The organism is Amycolatopsis sp. CB00013, from assembly GCF_001905755.1.
In the GTDB taxonomy this organism is placed as follows: domain Bacteria; phylum Actinomycetota; class Actinomycetes; order Mycobacteriales; family Pseudonocardiaceae; genus Amycolatopsis; species Amycolatopsis japonica.
In genome coordinates this window covers 266,331-281,658 of record NZ_LIWC01000006.1, presented here as the reverse complement: position 1 = coordinate 281,658, position 15,328 = coordinate 266,331, and the positions used below count along the sequence as shown (strand labels likewise).

Here is a 15,328-nt window from a genome sequence, read left to right as displayed (position 1 = left end):
GGTTCGGCCCTTGAACAGCGATGACGCGGGTTCGCAAGACGTGCTGCATCCGGCCGTTCGAAGAAGGAGGCTTGGACAGGTCTCCAGACTCCCCGGCGGCCCGGACCCCGCCCCGGTGAGCCGGCTTCGGGCGGAGACCCCGCCGCCCGGAGTCACGGCACCGGTACGCAACACCGGGATTTCGCGCGGTGTGGACCCCGCGTACCGGTGCCGTCACCCAGTCTTCGCCGCCCTTCTGATCGACTCAAGGACGTCAACGACCGTCACGCCGCAACGTCCGATACGGCGGGCAGCCATAAGCGGCGCGGTAGTGCCGGGCGAAACGGCCGGGGTGGAAGAAGCCCCAGCGGGCCGCGATCTGGGTGACGGTGCAGCCGTCGGCGGGATCGGCGGTCAGCAGTTCCCGGTGCGCCTGGTGGAGACGGGCCTGGCGGAGATAGCCCATCGGAGTGGTGCCGCGGTTACGGCGAAAGGCGTACTGCAGTGCCCGGATGGTCACGTGGCTCGCGGCGGCTATGTCGGCGACGGTGATGTCCAGCTGGGCGTGGTCGTCGATGAACGCCATCGCCCGCCGCAGCGTGATCGGGTGGGAATCGTGCCGGTCCTCGATGGTCGGTTCGGTCATCGCGGTGTTGGGGAACGCGGCCAACGCCGCGGAAGCCAGCAGCCGTCCCGCTTCACCGGCCAAGAGCGGTTCCGCCATGCATTCGGGACGATCGCGGACGCTGGCGGCGAGGAAGTCCATGGTGGCGATCAGATGACGGGCGCCGTCCTCGCTCGTCGTACGCAGATCGGTGAAGCGCACCGGCTTCTGGCGGCGAGTCTCCGCCGTGGCGGCGACCTGGTCGAGCAACGGGAAAGGGAAGGTGACGGCCTGAACCGCGCCGTCGTGCCACCGCGCCTGGATGGGCGGATGGTCCTCCGTCATGTTGGACAGGTGCACTTCGCCGGGGTGGAAACAGTGCGCGGCGCCGCCGTACCGATAGTGCACGGGAGTGGTGCGCGGACGGGCGATCATCAAACTCGGTACTGCTTCCAGGATGTAGCCGATTTCGGCGCTGTGCACGGCCGTGACGAAGGAAAACGTGTCGGTGACCAGCCTGCTGAGATGGACCGGGGAGCCTTTGCGCCCGACCCCCAGCCGGAAGCTTCCCCCGTAGACGCCGGTCAGGTACTCGCCGGCGTGGTCGTGATCGGTGGTCTCGAACAGCACGTGCCGGGACGGTGCGGAGGCGGCGGCCATCGTCAGGACTCCTTGGCAGGACAAAGACACCGGCGCCGTGGGGTCCAGCCGCCGCCACCAGTACGGCGAACATCATCCTCCGGTCCGCGCGGAAACTGGAGAGCCGTCACGCGGTCGGAGCAAAGCGCCGCCGTAGTCCTCGACGGCCCCCAGCAGCACGTCGAACTCGCGTTCCTCGCGCCGGGCGGGTTCAGGACACGGCGCCAGGCGGCGGTGACCCTGTCTGCGGTTTTCCGCTCTCGCGCAAAAGCCTCGCCGGACGTGCGGGACGGGCGGCAAGCTGTTCCCAAGCCCAAGGGGAGGGGAACGATGATCCGGAAAATGATGCTCGTCGGCGGCGCGATGATCTCGGCGCTGGTACTGGGGACCTCGACCGCGGAGGCGGCGACCGGCTACCTCATCTTTCAGGGGAAGGACTACGCGCAGTACGACTCCAAAACCGATTTCGCCGAGGTTTGCGACGAGGAGCAGGACGGTAACGGCGTCTACGCCCAGTACAGGCAGAAGTTCGGGATGCTGACTCTCCGCGACAGCAACGGTTCGAAGATCGGCTGCGGCCACGCCACGATCCCGGATGTGACTTCGTTCCGGATCTGCGAGGACGACAGTTGCTCGCCGTGGCGGATCGTGCGCTGAGGGCTCAGCCCAGCAGCGCGGCGCCCATCGGCGTGAGGTTGTGCAGCACCACGGCTCCGTGGCGCCGGCTGGCGATGAGCCCGGCGTCGCGGAGCACCGTGGTGTGCCGCGAAACCGCGGCCGCCGAAATGCCGAGCCGGTCGGCCAGTTCGCCGCTGGTGGGGCAGCCCGCGACCGCGTACAGGACGGCGGCGCGGGTCCGGCCGAGCAGGGTGGCCAGGTGTTTCGGCAGGGGAGCGGGCTCGTGCTCGTGGGACACCGGGAAGACGAGGACCGGTGGAAGGTCGTCGTCGGCGAGGGCGACGGGGGTGTCCCAGCAGAAGTAGGACGGGACGAGCCGGATACCGCGACCGTCGAGACGGAGGTCGCGGTCGACGGGGTAGCGCACGGTCAGGACCGGCGCCTCCCAACGGAAAGCGGGCCGGAGCGACTCGAGAAGGCCGAGGGTTCCGGTTTCGCCGGCGAGACGTGACCGCAAGGCCCGGTCGATGTCGACCTGGGTCCGCACGTTCGTCCATTGTGGAGCGACCAGGGTGTTGTGGGCGATCTGGAGCGCCCCGGCGACCTGATCGAGCGCCGCGCTCGCCCCCGCCGCCAGCCCCTGTGTCCATTCGGGCAGACGGTGGTGTTTCGCCATCAGCGCGACTTCGCGCCCGAGCCGATCCGCCGACGTCCCACGGAGCGCGGACAGCCCCGCCTTCAGCCCGCACGCGGACTCGGCGGGGGTGAGGAAATCCGGGAAGTACCGGGCAGGCGGCGCGATCGTCTGCAGGAACCGGACCGCGGTCCTGGCGTCACGCTCCCGCAGGCCTTCCCGTACCCGGCGCCGCCAGCGCGCGAAGGCGGGAATGCCGTCGAGCGTGAGCTTCTGCATGGCCAGAACCGTTTCCCACAGCGGATCCGGTGCGGCCGCGACGCGGACACGGGCCAGGTCACGGTCGGTGAAGTGAATACGAAGCATGACGCCTCCCCCATGGAGTCGTCATTCATTTATCACACTGGAGGGGAACATGAAGGGGATTCTGAGCAGGAACCTGCGGCGGGCGGCCACGGCGATCGCCGTGGTGTCGGCGGCGACACTGGCTTTCACAGGCACCGCCTCGGCCGCGACCGGCGCGGCCACCGCGTCCGGGAGCGAGGTGTACGGCTCGGCCAACTGGACCTGGACGTTCAGCGGCATGACCGGCATCAACATGGCCGTGCGGGACACGAAATGCGACGGTAACCCGGTCTACGTGTTCTTCGAGGCCGATCTCGGCATGGGGACCATCGACCCGACGCCGTACCGCTGGAACGAGAGCGGATGCGGCACCACGAGCTACTGGAGCAACCTGAAGTACAACTCGGGCACCAAGCTGAGCAGGGTCCGCGTCGTGACCTGCGTGGATGACGCGGGTTGGGACACCTGCTACCGGAGTGGATGGCAGTACAACCGCTAAGGCTTAGACCGAACCGGTATCGCCGTTGGCCGGCGACGGTGGCTCCTTCTCGTTGAGTCATGGAAGGAGCCGCCGTCGCTCATCGGTCGTTCAATTGAGCAGCTCAAGCTCTTGGGCTTGCTTCACGAGATCGACCAACTCTGTTGCGAAGTCGTAGGCTTCGTCGCCCGGGTACGATTCGGTATACATACTAAGGAAGAAATAACCTTCAGTGAAGTGGTGCAGCCCTTCGGGGAGTTGATCGTCCGCGACTTCGCCGGCGATAAACTCGACCACGCGGAGCAGCCCCCGTGAAGGCATCCATGACAACATCTGCGGTGGCTGAACGCGCCCCGGCGGGGCCACGAGGAAATCTCCGGACAACTCATTTCCCCTCAGGAGTCCGCCTCGACGCGGACAGTGATCGCCGCGCGGCGAGCTTAAGCGCGGTTGAGGAACTGTCGTCCGCTCACGCCGCCACTTGTCCGCGAAGGCGGGCATGGCTGCCGAGCGGCTCGCCCCCGAGTTCATCGCGCCCGCCGAAGGGGACGAATTCAGCGGCGACGAGGGCGGCGGCGACATGGACGGCTGAGCAGACCGCGGCCGGCGCCTCGCTGGCTGTCCTGCCTCGGGCTCGTACAGCAACAAAGCCCACCGACGGCACCCGGAAAACCGGGGCAAACCGTTGGTGGGCTTCGTTTGGAACTGTGCGCCATCAGGGACTCGAACCCCGAACCCGCTGGTTAAGAGCCAGCTGCTCTGCCAATTGAGCTAATGGCGCCTGCTTGTTCCGCCGCTTTGGTGTTCCCCTCGGCGACGTGGAAAACATTAACACAGGGTTGCTGGGGCCCGTTTCAGGGGGGTCCCCTAACGCCGGGCCGGGACGTATTCGGCCATCCGGCCGCGAGCGTTGCGGCCGGTCAGGCAGACTATAGCCAGACGTAGGGGTTGGTACCACGCGAAACGGGCGGTGTGCATGAGGGTCTGGGGAGCGACGGGGCGGTCGCGGGTGGCTTTGGTGGCTTTGGTGGCCGGGTTCACTCTGGCCGCGTGCACCAGTACACCGTCGGGTGAACAGCCGTCGCCGGGTGGCGCCCCCGGGGGTTCGCAGCAGAGCGGAGCGCCCGCGCCGGAGCCGAAGCCCGCCGTGATGACGCTGACCCCGGCGCAGGGTGCGGCGAACGTGGCGCCCGGCGAGCCGGTCACGGTGGCCGTCGCGGACGGCAAGGTGGGCGAGGTCAAACTGACCGGCGCCGACGGCAAGGTCGTCGCGGGCAAGCCGAAGGAAGACGGTTCGGGCTGGGAGTCGGCGGAGCCGCTCGGTTACGGCAAGAGCTACACCGTCACCGCGGCCGCGACCGGGACCGACGGCAAGCCGGTCACCGCGACCTCGACGTTCTCCACGGCCAAGCCCGGCCGCCAGATCGGTGTCTCGATCAACCTCGTCGAAGGGGAGACGGTCGGCGTCGGCCTGCCGTTGATCTTCACCTTCACCGGCAACGTGCCGGACAAGGCCGCGACCGAGAAGGCGCTGAAGATCGTCACCGAGCCGGTCACCGAGGGCGCGTTCCACTGGTTCGGCGAGAAGACCGTGATGTGGCGGCCCAAGGAGTACTTCAAGGCGGGCACGAAGATCTCGGTCAACGCCGCGATCTACGGCAAGAACCTCGGCAACAACACCTTCGGCCGTGAGGACAAGCCCGCCAAGGTGGTCGTCGGCGACAAGCTGGTCGCGACCGCGGACGGTGGCACGCACCAGATGAAGGTCGTGGTGAACGACCAAGAGGTCAAGCAGATGCCGATCTCGATGGGCAAGCCGTCGAGCAGCACCCCGGCCGGGACCTACACGGTGATGAGCGAGCACACCGGGTACACGATGGACTCCAGCACGTACGGCGTCCCGACGGACAGCAAGGCCGGCTACCGGACGTTCGTGAAGTACGCGGTGCGCATGTCGAACAGCGGCATCTTCTACCACTCGGCGCCGTGGTCGGTCGGATCGCAGGGCAAGCGGAACGTGAGCCACGGCTGCATCAACCTGTCGACCGAGAACGCGAAGTGGCTGATGGACACTTCCAAGAAGGGCGACATCATCACCGTCGCCAACTCGGGCCCGCAGGTGCTGGAGCCGACCGACGGCTGGTCGGTGTGGCAGATGTCGTGGGACGACTGGAAGACCGGCGGCGACCGGAACTGACCTGTTCTTCATGAGGGTCCTGTCAGGACGGTTTCGTCCTGACAGGACCCTCATGGCGTTTCGGGTGGCAAAGTGCCGTAGAAGTGCTCCCACTGCACCTCGCCGCTGGTCTTGTAGCGGCACTTCTGGGTACCGGTGTCCCAGATCTTCTCCGGATCGCGGAGACACTTCTGATACTCGAGGTCGGCGAGGTACTTCTGGGACTGAGCCTTCGTGCAGTTCGGGTATCCCGGTTCGCATCGCCATGGTGACCTCTTGACCGAGGTCGTGGTCTTCGCCGGTGGAGGCGGCGTCACCGTCACGGTCACTGGCGGCGGGACCGAAGTCGACGGCGTCGCCGTCACGGTTGTGATCGGTGTCGGCGTGATCGCCGGTACGGGCACTTGGCTCGGCGGAGGAGCCGTGCAGGCACCGGCCGCCATGAAGACTCCCAAGACCAGCCAGCGTCTCATGGCAACCTCCGTGCGAGTTCCTACCTGAACTCGCGCGAGCGCCACGCCGCGTTACCGATACCCCCGGAAAAAGCGAAACCCCAGCCTGCCGGAAAACCGGCCGAACTGGGGTCGATGGGGTGAGCGACGGGTTTCGAACCCGCGACCTCCTGGACCACAACCAGGTGCTCTACCAGCTGAGCTACGCCCACCATCGCCGGGCTCGGGGAACCCCCCATCACCTCGGCCGCACTATATTAGCGTGCCCGTTTCCGGGGCTCGCAACGGGTTACCGTTCGTGGCGTTCCTGCACTTCAGCGGCCGCGGCCTTGGCCTGTTCGGTGGTCGGGCCGGGCTGCGGGACGAAGGCGACGCGACGGTAGTAGTCGAGCTCGCCGATGGATTCCTTGATGTCGGCGAGCGCGCGGTGCGCGAGGCCCTTCTCGGGCTTGGCGTAGTAGATCCGCGGGTACCAGCGCCGGACGAGTTCCTTCACCGACGAGACGTCGACCATGCGGTAGTGCAGGTGCGCGTCGAGCAGCGGCATGTCGCGGGTGATGAAGCCGCGGTCGGTGGCGATGGAGTTGCCGGCGAGCGGGGCGACGTTGGCCTCGGGCACGTGCGCGCGGATGTACTCGAGCACGCGCTGCTCGGCTTCCTCCATGGTGACCGTGGAGCGCCGGACCTCTTCGGTGAGGCCGGAGCGGGCGTGCATTTCGCGGACGACCGCCGGCATTCCGTCGAGGGCTTCCTCGTCGGCGTGGATGACGATGTCGACGCCTTCACCGAGGACGTTGAGCTCGGCGTCGGTCACCAGCGCGGCTATTTCGATCAACGCGTCCTTGCCGAGGTCGAGCCCCGTCATCTCGCAGTCGATCCAGACTAGGCGGTCGTTCACCCCGAAACCCTAACCCGACCCGGGGATTCGTGGCGCGCGACGTGCGGGTTCGGCGCGTTGCTGGCACCGTGTGCATCCTCAGGTGAGTCATGTCACAGATCGGGGAGCGACAGTGGCCGAACAGGGTCCAGCCCAGGAGATCGCACAGGGATATGTGAGCGACGGGGCGGCGGTGGAACTCGGCGCCGTCGTGATCGACGGCAAGGCCGACGCCGGCGCGGCGGTCCGCCTGCCGCTGGCGACGCTGAACCGGCACGGGCTGGTCGCGGGCGCGACCGGTACCGGCAAGACGAAGACCTTGCAGCTGATCGCCGAGCAGCTGTCCGCCGCGGGAGTGCCGGTGGTGCTGGCGGACGTGAAGGGCGACCTGTCGGGGCTCGCCGCGCAGGGCGAAAGCAACGACAAAATCGCCAAACGCGCGGAGGAACTGGGTGACTCCTGGGAGCCCGCCGCGTTCCCGGTGCAGTTCCTGTCGCTGGGCACCGGTGGCAAGGGATCGCCGATCCGGGCGACGATCACGAGTTTCGGCCCGATCCTGCTGTCGAAGGTGCTGGGGCTCAACGAAACGCAGGAGTCGACGCTCGGCCTGATCTTCCACTGGGCCGATCAGCGCGGTTTGGCGCTGCTGGACACGAAGGACCTTCGCTCCGTCATCACGCACCTGACGAGTGACGAGGGCAAGGAGGACCTCAAGGGCATCGGCGGCGTCTCGGCCGCGACGGCCGGGGTGATCCTCCGGGCGCTGTCCAATCTGGAGGCTCAGGGCGGCGAGGACTTCTTCGGCGAGCCCGAGCTGGACGTCCACGACCTGATGCGCGAGGCCGACGGCAAGGCGATGGTGACCTTGCTGGAGCTGGACAACCTCCAGTCGAAGCCCGCGCTGTTCTCGACGTTCCTCATGTGGCTGCTGGCCGAGTTGTTCGAGGAACTGCCCGAAGAGGGCGACCTCGACAAGCCGAAGCTGGTGTTCTTCTTCGACGAGGCGCACCTGTTGTTCAACGACGCGTCGAAGGCGTTCCTGGAACGCATCGAGCAGACCGTGAAGCTGATCCGGTCGAAGGGTGTCGGCGTGTTCTTCTGCACGCAGCTTCCGACGGACATCCCGAACAACGTCCTGTCCCAGCTCGGCGCGCGCGTGCAGCACGCGTTGCGCGCGTTCACACCCGAGGACCAGGCGGCGCTGACGAAGACGGTGAAGACGTACCCGAAGACGAAGCACTACGAACTGGACTCGGCGCTGACGTCGCTCGGTATCGGCGAAGCGATCGTCACCGTCCTTTCCGAACGGGGCGCGCCGACGCCGGTCGCGTGGACCCGCCTGCGCGCGCCGCGTTCCAAGATGGGCTCGATCGGCGCCGAAGCCATCTCCGCGGCGACGACATCTTCGGACCTGCACGCGAAGTACGCCGAGACGATCGACCGCGAGTCGGCCTACGAGAAGCTCGCCGCGAAGGTGGCCGCTCCGCCTGCCGGTGAGGCGCCGCCGCCCGAAGCGCCCGCTCCGAAGCCGGAGAAGCAGGAGCCGGGGATGGTGGAGCAGGCGATGAAGAACCCGGCGGTGAAGTCGTTCCTCCGCTCGGCGGCGAGCGCGCTCGGCCGGGAGATCACGCGCGGTCTGTTCGGGAATCGGCGGCGGTGAGGAATACCTGACGCGATCTGTCAGGTATGCGCGGCAGACTCGGTGCCATGACCAACAGCGCGACTGCGTCGTTCACCGTGGACGGCTGGGATCCCCAAGCCGTCGAGAAGGCTGAAGGCACCGAGTTCTCGCGGGTGCTCCTGACCAAGACGTTCACCGGCGACGTCGAAGGCACCAGTGCCGTCGAGATGCTCACGGCGGTGAACGAGACGTCGTCGGCGTACGTCGCCTTCGAGCGGCTGGCCGTCTCCGTCGGCGGGCGTAAGGGCGGCTTCGTCCTGCATCACTCGGCGGGGGACAACGGGCATCACCTGATCGTCTTGCCGGGGTCCGGCCACGGTGAGCTGACCGGCATCACCGGAACGGCGGAGATCGTCCAGGACGACGAGGGCAACCACACCTTCACCCTCACGTACGAACTCTGAAAGCCCGTGAAGGCCTCCTTGCGAAAGGAGGCCTTCACGGACTGTGCCTGCTGGGCCGCCCCCTGACAGCGGTCCAGACGGCGGGGTCAGCCGACGATCTGCTCGACGATCTTCTTCGCGTCGTTGATGGGGATCGCGAAACCGATGCCGATGCTGCCGGTCGAGGCCGGGTTGTACAGCGCCGAGTTGATGCCGATGACGTTCCCCTGTGCGTCCACCAGCGCCCCGCCCGAGTTGCCCTGGTTGATCGGGGCGTCGGTCTGGATCGCGGTGTAGCTCGGCCCGGCTTCGTTCGTGGTCCTGCTGTAGGGCGAGCGCCGTTCCTGACCGCTGCTCAACTCGTCGAGCTTGCGGTTCAGCGCGCTCACGATCCCGGTGGTCACGGTGTTCTGCAGCCCACCGGGCGAGCCGATCGCGACGACCTGCTGGCCGACGGCGAGCTTGCTGGAATCGCCGAGCGAGGCCGCGGTCAGCCCGCTCGCGTTCTTCGCCTGGAGCACGGCGATGTCGGCCTTCGTGTCGGCGCCGACCACGCTCGCCTTGTACTGCTTGCCGTCGGACAGCGTGACGGTCACGTCGCCCTCGGCGTCCGCGACGACGTGGGCGTTGGTGAGGATGCGCCCGTCCGCCGTCAGGATGACGCCGGAGCCGACGGCCTCACCCTGCGCGGTGGTCACGTTCACCTGCACGACGCTCGGTGTCACCTTCGCGGCGACCCCGCTGACGTCACCCGAGGTGTTGTTCCCGACCAGTTGCCCGTTGGCGACCGCGGACGAACCCGTGCCCGGCGCCGACGAAGCGGAGCCGATCCCCATGATCGCCGCTCCGCCGACCCCGCCGACGAGTGCGGCGGCGAGTGCCGTCGCGCTGACGAGGACGGCGATCCGTCCGCCCTTCCTACGAGGTGCGGGCTGCGGCGTGAAGAGCGGATTCGGCGCGGCCTGCCAAGGGGTGTAACCGGGGTACTGCTGCTGGTGCGGCGGCTGGTGCCCACCGGTTGAGGCGGGGCCTGGCCGACTCTCGTTCTCGGTCATGGAACAAGATTCGCGCCCGTACTTGTGAACCGCCTGTGGAATCCCCCTGTGCTTTCCTGAGAAGAATTACCTGAGAAAACTCAGTCGAAGAAGGCAGGCACGTCCAGCGCTCCGCCCGACGCCTCGAACTCCTCGTGCACGGCGGCGCGGAGCTTCGCGTCGGCCAGGTAGTCGGCGGCCGTCAGCGCCAGCCCCAGCGCCCCGTCGACGACCGCGCGATCACCGTCCGGCGAACCGGCCGCGGCCGCGAACTCCTTGGTGTGCAAGGCGGTCGTCGGTCCGGCGATGGCGATCATCGGGTGGATCGCCGGCATCCGGTACGAGAGGTTGCCGAGGTCGGTCGAGCCGGTGAGGAATTCGGGCACGATCCCCGGCGGCAGCGGTTTGCGGCCGGCGTCGACCTGATGCGCCGACCAGCGTCCGGCGAGCGTGGTGTTGAACCGGATCGGCAGATACGCGGGCTGGGCGTCCCACCGGAGTTCGACGCCGCAGCCGGTCATCTCCGCCGCGCCGCGCGCGACCGCCGAAACCCGCTCGGCGAGGTCGCGCAGCGTGTCCGGTTGTGCGGACCGGAGATAGAACAGCAGCGCCGCGCGTTCGGGGACGACGTTCGGCCGCGCGCCGCCGTCGGTGAAGACGCCGTGGACGCGGTCACTGGACGGCAGATGCTGCCGAAGCGCCGCGACACCCTGGTACGCGGCGACGGCGGCGTCGAGCGCGTTGCGCCCCATGAACGGCTGAGCCGACGCGTGCGCGCCGACACCGTGGAACACCATTTCCAGCTGGCGCCTGCCGAGGAACGGGTGCATGGCGATGTCGTGGCTGAACGGGTGCAGCATGAGCACGGCGTCGACGTCGTCGAAAACACCGGCGCGGGCCATGGTCTCCTTGCCGCCACCGCCTTCCTCCGCCGGTGTGCCGATCAGCGAGACCCGGCCGCCCACCCGTCCGGCGACCGCGGCCGCGCCGAGGAAGCCGCCCGCGCCGGCGGTGCAGATGACGTTGTGCCCGCAGCCGTGGCCGAGCCCGGGGAGCGCGTCGTATTCGGACAGGACCGCGATATGCGGGCCGCTGCCGGGAGTGGTCGCGACCAGAGCGGTGTCCAGCCCGCCCGCGCCGATCGTCACCTCGTGGCCGTGCCGCCGGAGCAGGTCGCCGAGCGCGCGGACCGAGCGGTGCTCCGCGAAACCCTCTTCGGGGTGAGCGTGCAGGTCTTGGCTCAACTCCACCAATTCCGCCCGCAGCGCGTCGATCTCGGCGACGACGGCGTCCCGTGTGGCGGCGTCCGCGCCGTCATGGGGCGAGCCGAGTGGTTCGGCCGCGGCGACGGCGTCCGCGGTCGCTTCGACCAGTGAACGGAGGTAGCTGTCGTCGGGAGGGATCGGCGAAGCGTGCTCAGAGCGGATCATTTCCGGATGTTAACTCCTAGCTCGCCCGTGACGATCTGCGTGACACCGGAGTACCGCTCGTCGACGTGGTCGAAGCCGCGGCGGAACAGTTTCGCCGCGATCTCGCCGCGGTCGAACATCCGCTGTCCGCTCAGCCTGCCGAGGACGGTGTCCGCCAGCCGCATCGGCTGATCGCCGTGCCGGGCGCTCGTCAGCATCACCAGCGAGCCACCGGGTTTCAGCACGCGGGCGAACGAATCCAGGGCGGCGTCCGGGTCGGCGAACATGTGCAGCGCGGCGAAGCAGCAGACCGCGTCCACAGTGGAATCGTCCAGCGGCAGGTCGACGGCGTCGGCGCGCAGATACGTCACCGAAGCGGGATTGGGTGCGGCGAGCGCCTTCTCCAGCATGGTGACCGAACCGTCGAGTCCGATGGAGAGCCCGTCCGGGCCGACCGCCTCGCCGAAGGCCCTCGTGAACCGGCCGGTGCCGCAGGCGACGTCCAGCGCGATCCGGCCGGGGCGCAGGCCGAGCGCTTCGATCGCGATGCGGACCTCGTCGGCCATGCTCGGGCCGTTCAGTCCTTTCGCGACCCTGCCCAGCGCCGGGCGCCAGTACCGCTCGTAGATCATCGGCACGGCGGAGGTGCGCATGAGCCGCTGCGCGAGCCCGGTCGGCGGCCCCGCTTGCGGGATTTCTCCCAGCAGATCAAGGAATCCCTTGCCCTCACCGGTGGTCGTGATGCCCGGCCTCAGCAGGCTCCTCAGACGTTCGTGATGGTCCGGCACGGCTGCTCCCTTCACGGTGTTCACCCGAGAATCTGCCATGACCGGTCCGTTCGCGACATTCCCGCCGCCGCGACCCGAAACTGTCGGTGCCCGTCTCTAACGTCGGAGGGAGTCGCCGTTCCCCAGCCGAAGGAGCCCGAAAATGACCGGCTCGATCCTGCAGCACCCCGCGTCGACCACGCTTCGCATCCCGGTGCGCGGCCCGTTCGACCTCGACAAGTCCATCCGCTTCCTGACCGACTTCCCGCCCGCGTGCCGCGCGGACGCCGCCGCCGAGCCCGGCACCTTGCGCTTCGCCTTTCCCGCCGAAGCGGGTTGGGAGCACGTCGGTGCGGCCGTCAGACAGAGATCGCCCGGCACGATCGAGGTGGAGGTCTTCGCCGACGAAGGGCTCGCCGTCGAGGTCGGCGCCCAGGTCCGGCGGATCCTCTCGGTGGACGTCGACGGCGTCGGCTTCGCCAAGCTCGGCGCGGCGGATCCGGTGGTGCGCCGCCTCCACCAGGAGCATCCCGGGTTGCGCCCCGTGCTGTTCCATTCGCCCTATGAAGCGGCCTGCTGGGCGATCCTGAGCCATCGGACGCGGATGTCGCAGGCCGCCACCGTGAAAAGGCGGCTGGCCGAGGAGTTCGGCAGGCCGGTGGACGTCGGCGGGCAGGTTCTCAGGTCGTTCCCGGCGCCGGACGTGCTGGCCGGGCCCGAAGCCGGGCGCGGGCTGCCGGCGGTGAAGGCCGAGCGGTTGCGCGCGGTGGCCAACGCCGCCAAGGACGGCCTGCTCGACGCCGCGTACCTGCGCGCGATGCCGGTGCCGGACGCGTTGCGCTGGCTGCAGCTCTTGCCGGGGATCGGCCCGTTCTCGGCACAGCTGATCCTGATCCGGGGCGCCGGGCATCCCGACGTCTTCCCCGCCGGCGAGCCGCGGTTGCAGGAGGCCATGCGGGCCGCGTACGACCTGCCGGAGGCGCCGCCCGAGGAGCTGGAGGAGCTTTCCGCGATCTGGCGGCCGTTCCGCAGCTGGGTGGCCTTCGCCCTGCGCAACGACCCGGAGTTTCGCACGCGGGGGATCGGAGGTTCCATGACCGCCTGACACGGGACATATCCGGCCTGTGGTGAGCTGGTGAGGTGAGCTCGTCTCCCGCCGAAACGGTTTCCGACATCGCCCAGTCCACTCCGCCCGGCACGATCACCCTGGTCACCGGTGGTCTCGCACTGCTCGTGGTGCTCTCGGGCAGGCCATGGCGGATCGCCCGCAACCTGATCACACTCGTCCACGAGGCGGGCCACGCGCTGGCGGCGGTGCTGGTCGGACGACGGTTGCAGGGCATCAAGCTGCACTCGGACACCTCCGGCGTCACCGTCTCCCGCGGCAAACCGGAGGGACCGGGGATGGCGTTCACCGCGCTGGCCGGATATCCGGCGGCCGCGGTGCTCGGGCTGGTGTTCGCAGGGCTGCTCTCGTCGGACCTGATCACCGTCGTGCTGATCGTGATGGCCCTGATGCTGCTGGGTGTGCTGGTGATGGTGCGCAACACCTACGGGGTGTTCACCGTGATCGCCAGCTCGGTGGTGCTCGGGCTGGTCGCGCTGGTGGCGCCGTCGTGGTTCCAGGCGATCTTCGTCTACCTGCTGACCTGGTTCCTGCTGTTCGGTGGCGTCCGGCCGGTGGTCGAGCTGCAGATCAAGCGGCGCCGGGGTGCGGCGAGGGATTCCGACGCCGACCAGCTCGGCAGGCTCACCGGGATGCCCGCGGTGCTGTGGGTGCTGGTGATGGCCGTGCTGACGGTGAGCTGTCTCTTCGCGGGCGGGTTGTGGCTGCTGGAGCCGACCGTCGCCTGACCGGGGCGGTACGGCAGACTGATGGCTCGTTCCGCGCGGAAGGAGTCAGCAGATGGACGAGGTCGCCAAGGCCGTCGAGGAATGCGCTCGATCGGCGAAACGGGCCGCGCCGTCGCTGGCCGCGGCCTCCCCGGAAGCGATCGACGCCGCGCTGAACGCCATGGCGGACAAGCTCGTCGAGCACGCCGACGTCGTGCTCGATGCGAACCAGGCCGACATCGCCAAGGCGCGCGAAGACGGGATGAGCGCGGGTCTGCTCGACCGGCTCACCATCACTCCCGAGCGGCTGACCGGCATGGCCGAACAGCTCCGTCTCCTGGCGGGGGCGCCGCATCAGGAGCGGTCCGTCGACATGTCCACTTTGGACGGAGGGCTGCGGCTGGTGGAGCGCCGCCGTCCGGTCGGCGTGATCGGGGCGAACTACGAGGCGCGCCCGAACGTCACGGTCGACGTCGCGTCGCAGCTGGTGAAGTCGCGCAACGGTGGCGTGCTGCGCACGGGCTCCGCCGCGCTCGGCTCGGCCCAGCGTCTGCGCGAGACCGTGATCGCCCCCGCGCTCTCCGAGGCGGGCATCGATCCGGACGTCATCCAGCTGGTGCCGCGCGCCGAACGGGAAGCGGCCTCCGCGCTGGTCCGGTTCCCCGCGCTCGTGCCGCTGGTCATCCTGCGCGGCAGCGGCGACAGCACCAGGGCGCTGGCCACCGAGGCGGCCGTCCACGGCGTCCGCACGCTGGCCCACGCCGACGGCGGCGGCGTGCTGTACATCGACGAAGCGGCCGACACCGACAAGGTGCGCGACCTGGTCTTCAACAGCCTCGACCGGCTCGGCGTCTGCAACCGGCTGAACCTGCTGCTGATCCACGAAGACGCGCACGACCGCGTGTGGCCCGGCATCTCCGGCGCACTGGCCGAACGCGGCGTCACGCCGTCACTGGCTCCGCACGAGCACGCCATCGGCTACGAATGGGCGCTCGACTCGGACCGCGAAGCGACCGTCACCGTCGAGAAGGTCTCCGGCCTGCCCGAGGCGGCGGAGATTGCCAACGAGCGGACCTCGGGCCTGGCCGCCGGCATCGCTACCGAAAGCAGCGAAGCCGCCGACGCGTTCTTCGACGCGTACACCGGCACCGGCGTGTTCTGGAACGCCCCGACCCGGCTGCTCGACGGCTTCAAGCTCCTCGCCGTCCCCGAGACCGGCATCAACCTGGACAAGGTCCCCGGCCCGCGCGGCCCGGTCACTTACACCGACCTCTACGTGCGGCAATACGCCGTGCTGCCCGCCTGACGGGCTCCGCTCCCTTCCCCGATGTCATGAAAGGGTCGTTCAGGACAAAAAATGTCCTGAACGACCCTTTCATGACGTCTGGGGTCGAGAACGTCCGCAGCCGTCGGAAGTGG

At 68.6% G+C, this 15,328-nt stretch carries 16 protein-coding genes and 2 tRNA genes; 8 read left to right on the top strand and 10 right to left on the bottom strand.

The annotated features are described in order from the left end of the window. Positions 1–253: 253 nt before the first annotated feature. The gene (locus tag AMK34_RS34780; protein ID WP_083650090.1) at positions 254–1,243 is read right to left on the bottom strand and encodes a helix-turn-helix transcriptional regulator; all 990 of its coding nucleotides are present in this window, start codon (positions 1,241–1,243) and stop codon (positions 254–256) included. A gap of 309 nt (positions 1,244–1,552) precedes the next feature. Between AMK34_RS34780 and AMK34_RS34775 the strand changes: the two genes are divergently transcribed. Then, complete coding sequence (locus AMK34_RS34775; RefSeq protein ID WP_073848189.1) at positions 1,553–1,879, top strand: hypothetical protein; 327 nt, start codon at positions 1,553–1,555, stop codon at positions 1,877–1,879. 4 nt (positions 1,880–1,883) lie between these two features. Here the strand turns inward: AMK34_RS34775 and AMK34_RS34770 are convergent, their stop codons facing one another. Continuing rightward, on the bottom strand, positions 1,884–2,840 hold the full coding sequence (locus tag AMK34_RS34770; RefSeq protein WP_073848188.1) for an ArsR/SmtB family transcription factor: 957 nt from the start codon (positions 2,838–2,840) through the stop codon (positions 1,884–1,886). 49 nt (positions 2,841–2,889) lie between these two features. On the opposite strand from AMK34_RS34770, the gene AMK34_RS34765 reads away from it, so the two are divergent. Further along, a complete protein-coding gene (locus AMK34_RS34765) occupies positions 2,890–3,318 on the top strand; it encodes a hypothetical protein (protein ID WP_073848187.1) in 429 nt (142 codons plus the stop codon). Between the two features lie 90 nt (positions 3,319–3,408). Here the strand turns inward: AMK34_RS34765 and AMK34_RS34760 are convergent, their stop codons facing one another. Then, positions 3,409–3,681, bottom strand: coding sequence for a hypothetical protein (locus AMK34_RS34760; protein ID WP_143202707.1), 273 nt, complete (start codon positions 3,679–3,681; stop codon positions 3,409–3,411). Between the two features lie 324 nt (positions 3,682–4,005). Then, positions 4,006–4,078: transfer RNA gene (locus tag AMK34_RS34755), tRNA-Lys, on the bottom strand. Between the two features lie 195 nt (positions 4,079–4,273). Between AMK34_RS34755 and AMK34_RS34750 the strand changes: the two genes are divergently transcribed. Then, positions 4,274–5,494 (top strand): L,D-transpeptidase, encoded by a 1,221-nt coding sequence (locus AMK34_RS34750; protein WP_193786323.1) that lies wholly within the window; start codon positions 4,274–4,276, stop codon positions 5,492–5,494. Positions 5,495–5,544: 50 nt separating this feature from the next. Here AMK34_RS34750 and AMK34_RS42870 read toward each other — a convergent pair whose 3' ends face one another. From AMK34_RS42870 to orn, 3 genes are all read right to left on the bottom strand, one after another. After that, positions 5,545–5,946: a hypothetical protein gene (locus tag AMK34_RS42870; RefSeq protein WP_143202706.1), complete on the bottom strand. Its 402-nt coding sequence runs from the start codon at positions 5,944–5,946 to the stop codon at positions 5,545–5,547. Positions 5,947–6,061: 115 nt separating this feature from the next. Then, positions 6,062–6,137, bottom strand: a tRNA-His gene (locus AMK34_RS34740). Positions 6,138–6,214: 77 nt separating this feature from the next. After that, on the bottom strand, positions 6,215–6,823 hold the full coding sequence (gene orn / locus AMK34_RS34735; RefSeq protein ID WP_073848184.1) for an oligoribonuclease: 609 nt from the start codon (positions 6,821–6,823) through the stop codon (positions 6,215–6,217). Positions 6,824–6,935: 112 nt separating this feature from the next. On the opposite strand from orn, the gene AMK34_RS34730 reads away from it, so the two are divergent. Both AMK34_RS34730 and AMK34_RS34725 read left to right on the top strand, forming a co-directional pair. After that, a complete protein-coding gene (locus tag AMK34_RS34730) occupies positions 6,936–8,462 on the top strand; it encodes a helicase HerA-like domain-containing protein (protein WP_038509209.1) in 1,527 nt (508 codons plus the stop codon). A gap of 47 nt (positions 8,463–8,509) precedes the next feature. Further along, positions 8,510–8,887, top strand: a complete 378-nt coding sequence (locus tag AMK34_RS34725) for a DUF3224 domain-containing protein (protein WP_073848409.1) — start codon at positions 8,510–8,512, stop codon at positions 8,885–8,887. An 86-nt stretch (positions 8,888–8,973) separates the two neighbouring features. Here AMK34_RS34725 and AMK34_RS34720 read toward each other — a convergent pair whose 3' ends face one another. The 3 genes from AMK34_RS34720 to AMK34_RS34710 all read right to left on the bottom strand — a co-directional run bounded on the left by AMK34_RS34720 (position 8,974) and on the right by AMK34_RS34710 (position 12,097). After that, complete coding sequence (locus AMK34_RS34720; RefSeq protein ID WP_073848183.1) at positions 8,974–9,921, bottom strand: S1C family serine protease; 948 nt, start codon at positions 9,919–9,921, stop codon at positions 8,974–8,976. Positions 9,922–10,001: 80 nt separating this feature from the next. Next, positions 10,002–11,330, bottom strand: coding sequence for a M20 family metallopeptidase (locus tag AMK34_RS34715; RefSeq protein WP_073848182.1), 1,329 nt, complete (start codon positions 11,328–11,330; stop codon positions 10,002–10,004). Then, positions 11,327–12,097, bottom strand: a complete 771-nt coding sequence (locus AMK34_RS34710) for a class I SAM-dependent methyltransferase (RefSeq protein WP_038509212.1) — start codon at positions 12,095–12,097, stop codon at positions 11,327–11,329. The genes AMK34_RS34715 and AMK34_RS34710 overlap by 4 nt, the downstream gene beginning before the upstream one ends. Positions 12,098–12,239: 142 nt before the next feature. Here AMK34_RS34710 and AMK34_RS34705 point away from each other — a divergent pair, with 142 nt between their 5' ends. The 3 genes from AMK34_RS34705 to AMK34_RS34695 are packed head-to-tail and all read left to right on the top strand — an operon-like array spanning position 12,240 to position 15,215. Further along, positions 12,240–13,181 (top strand): DNA-3-methyladenine glycosylase family protein, encoded by a 942-nt coding sequence (locus tag AMK34_RS34705; protein ID WP_073848180.1) that lies wholly within the window; start codon positions 12,240–12,242, stop codon positions 13,179–13,181. 35 nt (positions 13,182–13,216) lie between these two features. Next, the gene (locus AMK34_RS34700; protein ID WP_038509213.1) at positions 13,217–13,930 is read left to right on the top strand and encodes a M50 family metallopeptidase; all 714 of its coding nucleotides are present in this window, start codon (positions 13,217–13,219) and stop codon (positions 13,928–13,930) included. Between the two features lie 52 nt (positions 13,931–13,982). Beyond that, positions 13,983–15,215 carry an aldehyde dehydrogenase family protein gene (locus tag AMK34_RS34695; RefSeq protein WP_073848179.1) on the top strand — a complete coding sequence of 411 codons (1,233 nt, stop codon included), beginning with the start codon at positions 13,983–13,985 and terminating at the stop codon, positions 15,213–15,215. Positions 15,216–15,328 lie beyond the last annotated feature (113 nt).

Bases quoted from the DNA above. Each gene is read 5' to 3' on its own strand.
- AMK34_RS34765 (WP_073848187.1), top strand. From the start codon at position 2,890: ATGAAGGGGATTCTGAGCAGGAACCTGCGGCGGGCGGCCACGGCGATC.
- AMK34_RS34715 (WP_073848182.1), bottom strand. From the start codon at position 11,330: ATGATCCGCTCTGAGCACGCTTCGCCGATCCCTCCCGACGACAGCTAC.
- AMK34_RS34705 (WP_073848180.1), top strand. From the start codon at position 12,240: ATGACCGGCTCGATCCTGCAGCACCCCGCGTCGACCACGCTTCGCATC.
- AMK34_RS34720 (WP_073848183.1), bottom strand. From the start codon at position 9,921: ATGACCGAGAACGAGAGTCGGCCAGGCCCCGCCTCAACCGGTGGGCAC.
- AMK34_RS34780 (WP_083650090.1), bottom strand. From the start codon at position 1,243: ATGGCCGCCGCCTCCGCACCGTCCCGGCACGTGCTGTTCGAGACCACC.
- AMK34_RS34750 (WP_193786323.1), top strand. From the start codon at position 4,274: ATGAGGGTCTGGGGAGCGACGGGGCGGTCGCGGGTGGCTTTGGTGGCT.
- AMK34_RS34770 (WP_073848188.1), bottom strand. From the start codon at position 2,840: ATGCTTCGTATTCACTTCACCGACCGTGACCTGGCCCGTGTCCGCGTC.
- AMK34_RS34725 (WP_073848409.1), top strand. From the start codon at position 8,510: ATGACCAACAGCGCGACTGCGTCGTTCACCGTGGACGGCTGGGATCCC.
- AMK34_RS34775 (WP_073848189.1), top strand. From the start codon at position 1,553: ATGATCCGGAAAATGATGCTCGTCGGCGGCGCGATGATCTCGGCGCTG.
- AMK34_RS34695 (WP_073848179.1), top strand. From the start codon at position 13,983: ATGGACGAGGTCGCCAAGGCCGTCGAGGAATGCGCTCGATCGGCGAAA.
- AMK34_RS42870 (WP_143202706.1), bottom strand. From the start codon at position 5,946: ATGAGACGCTGGCTGGTCTTGGGAGTCTTCATGGCGGCCGGTGCCTGC.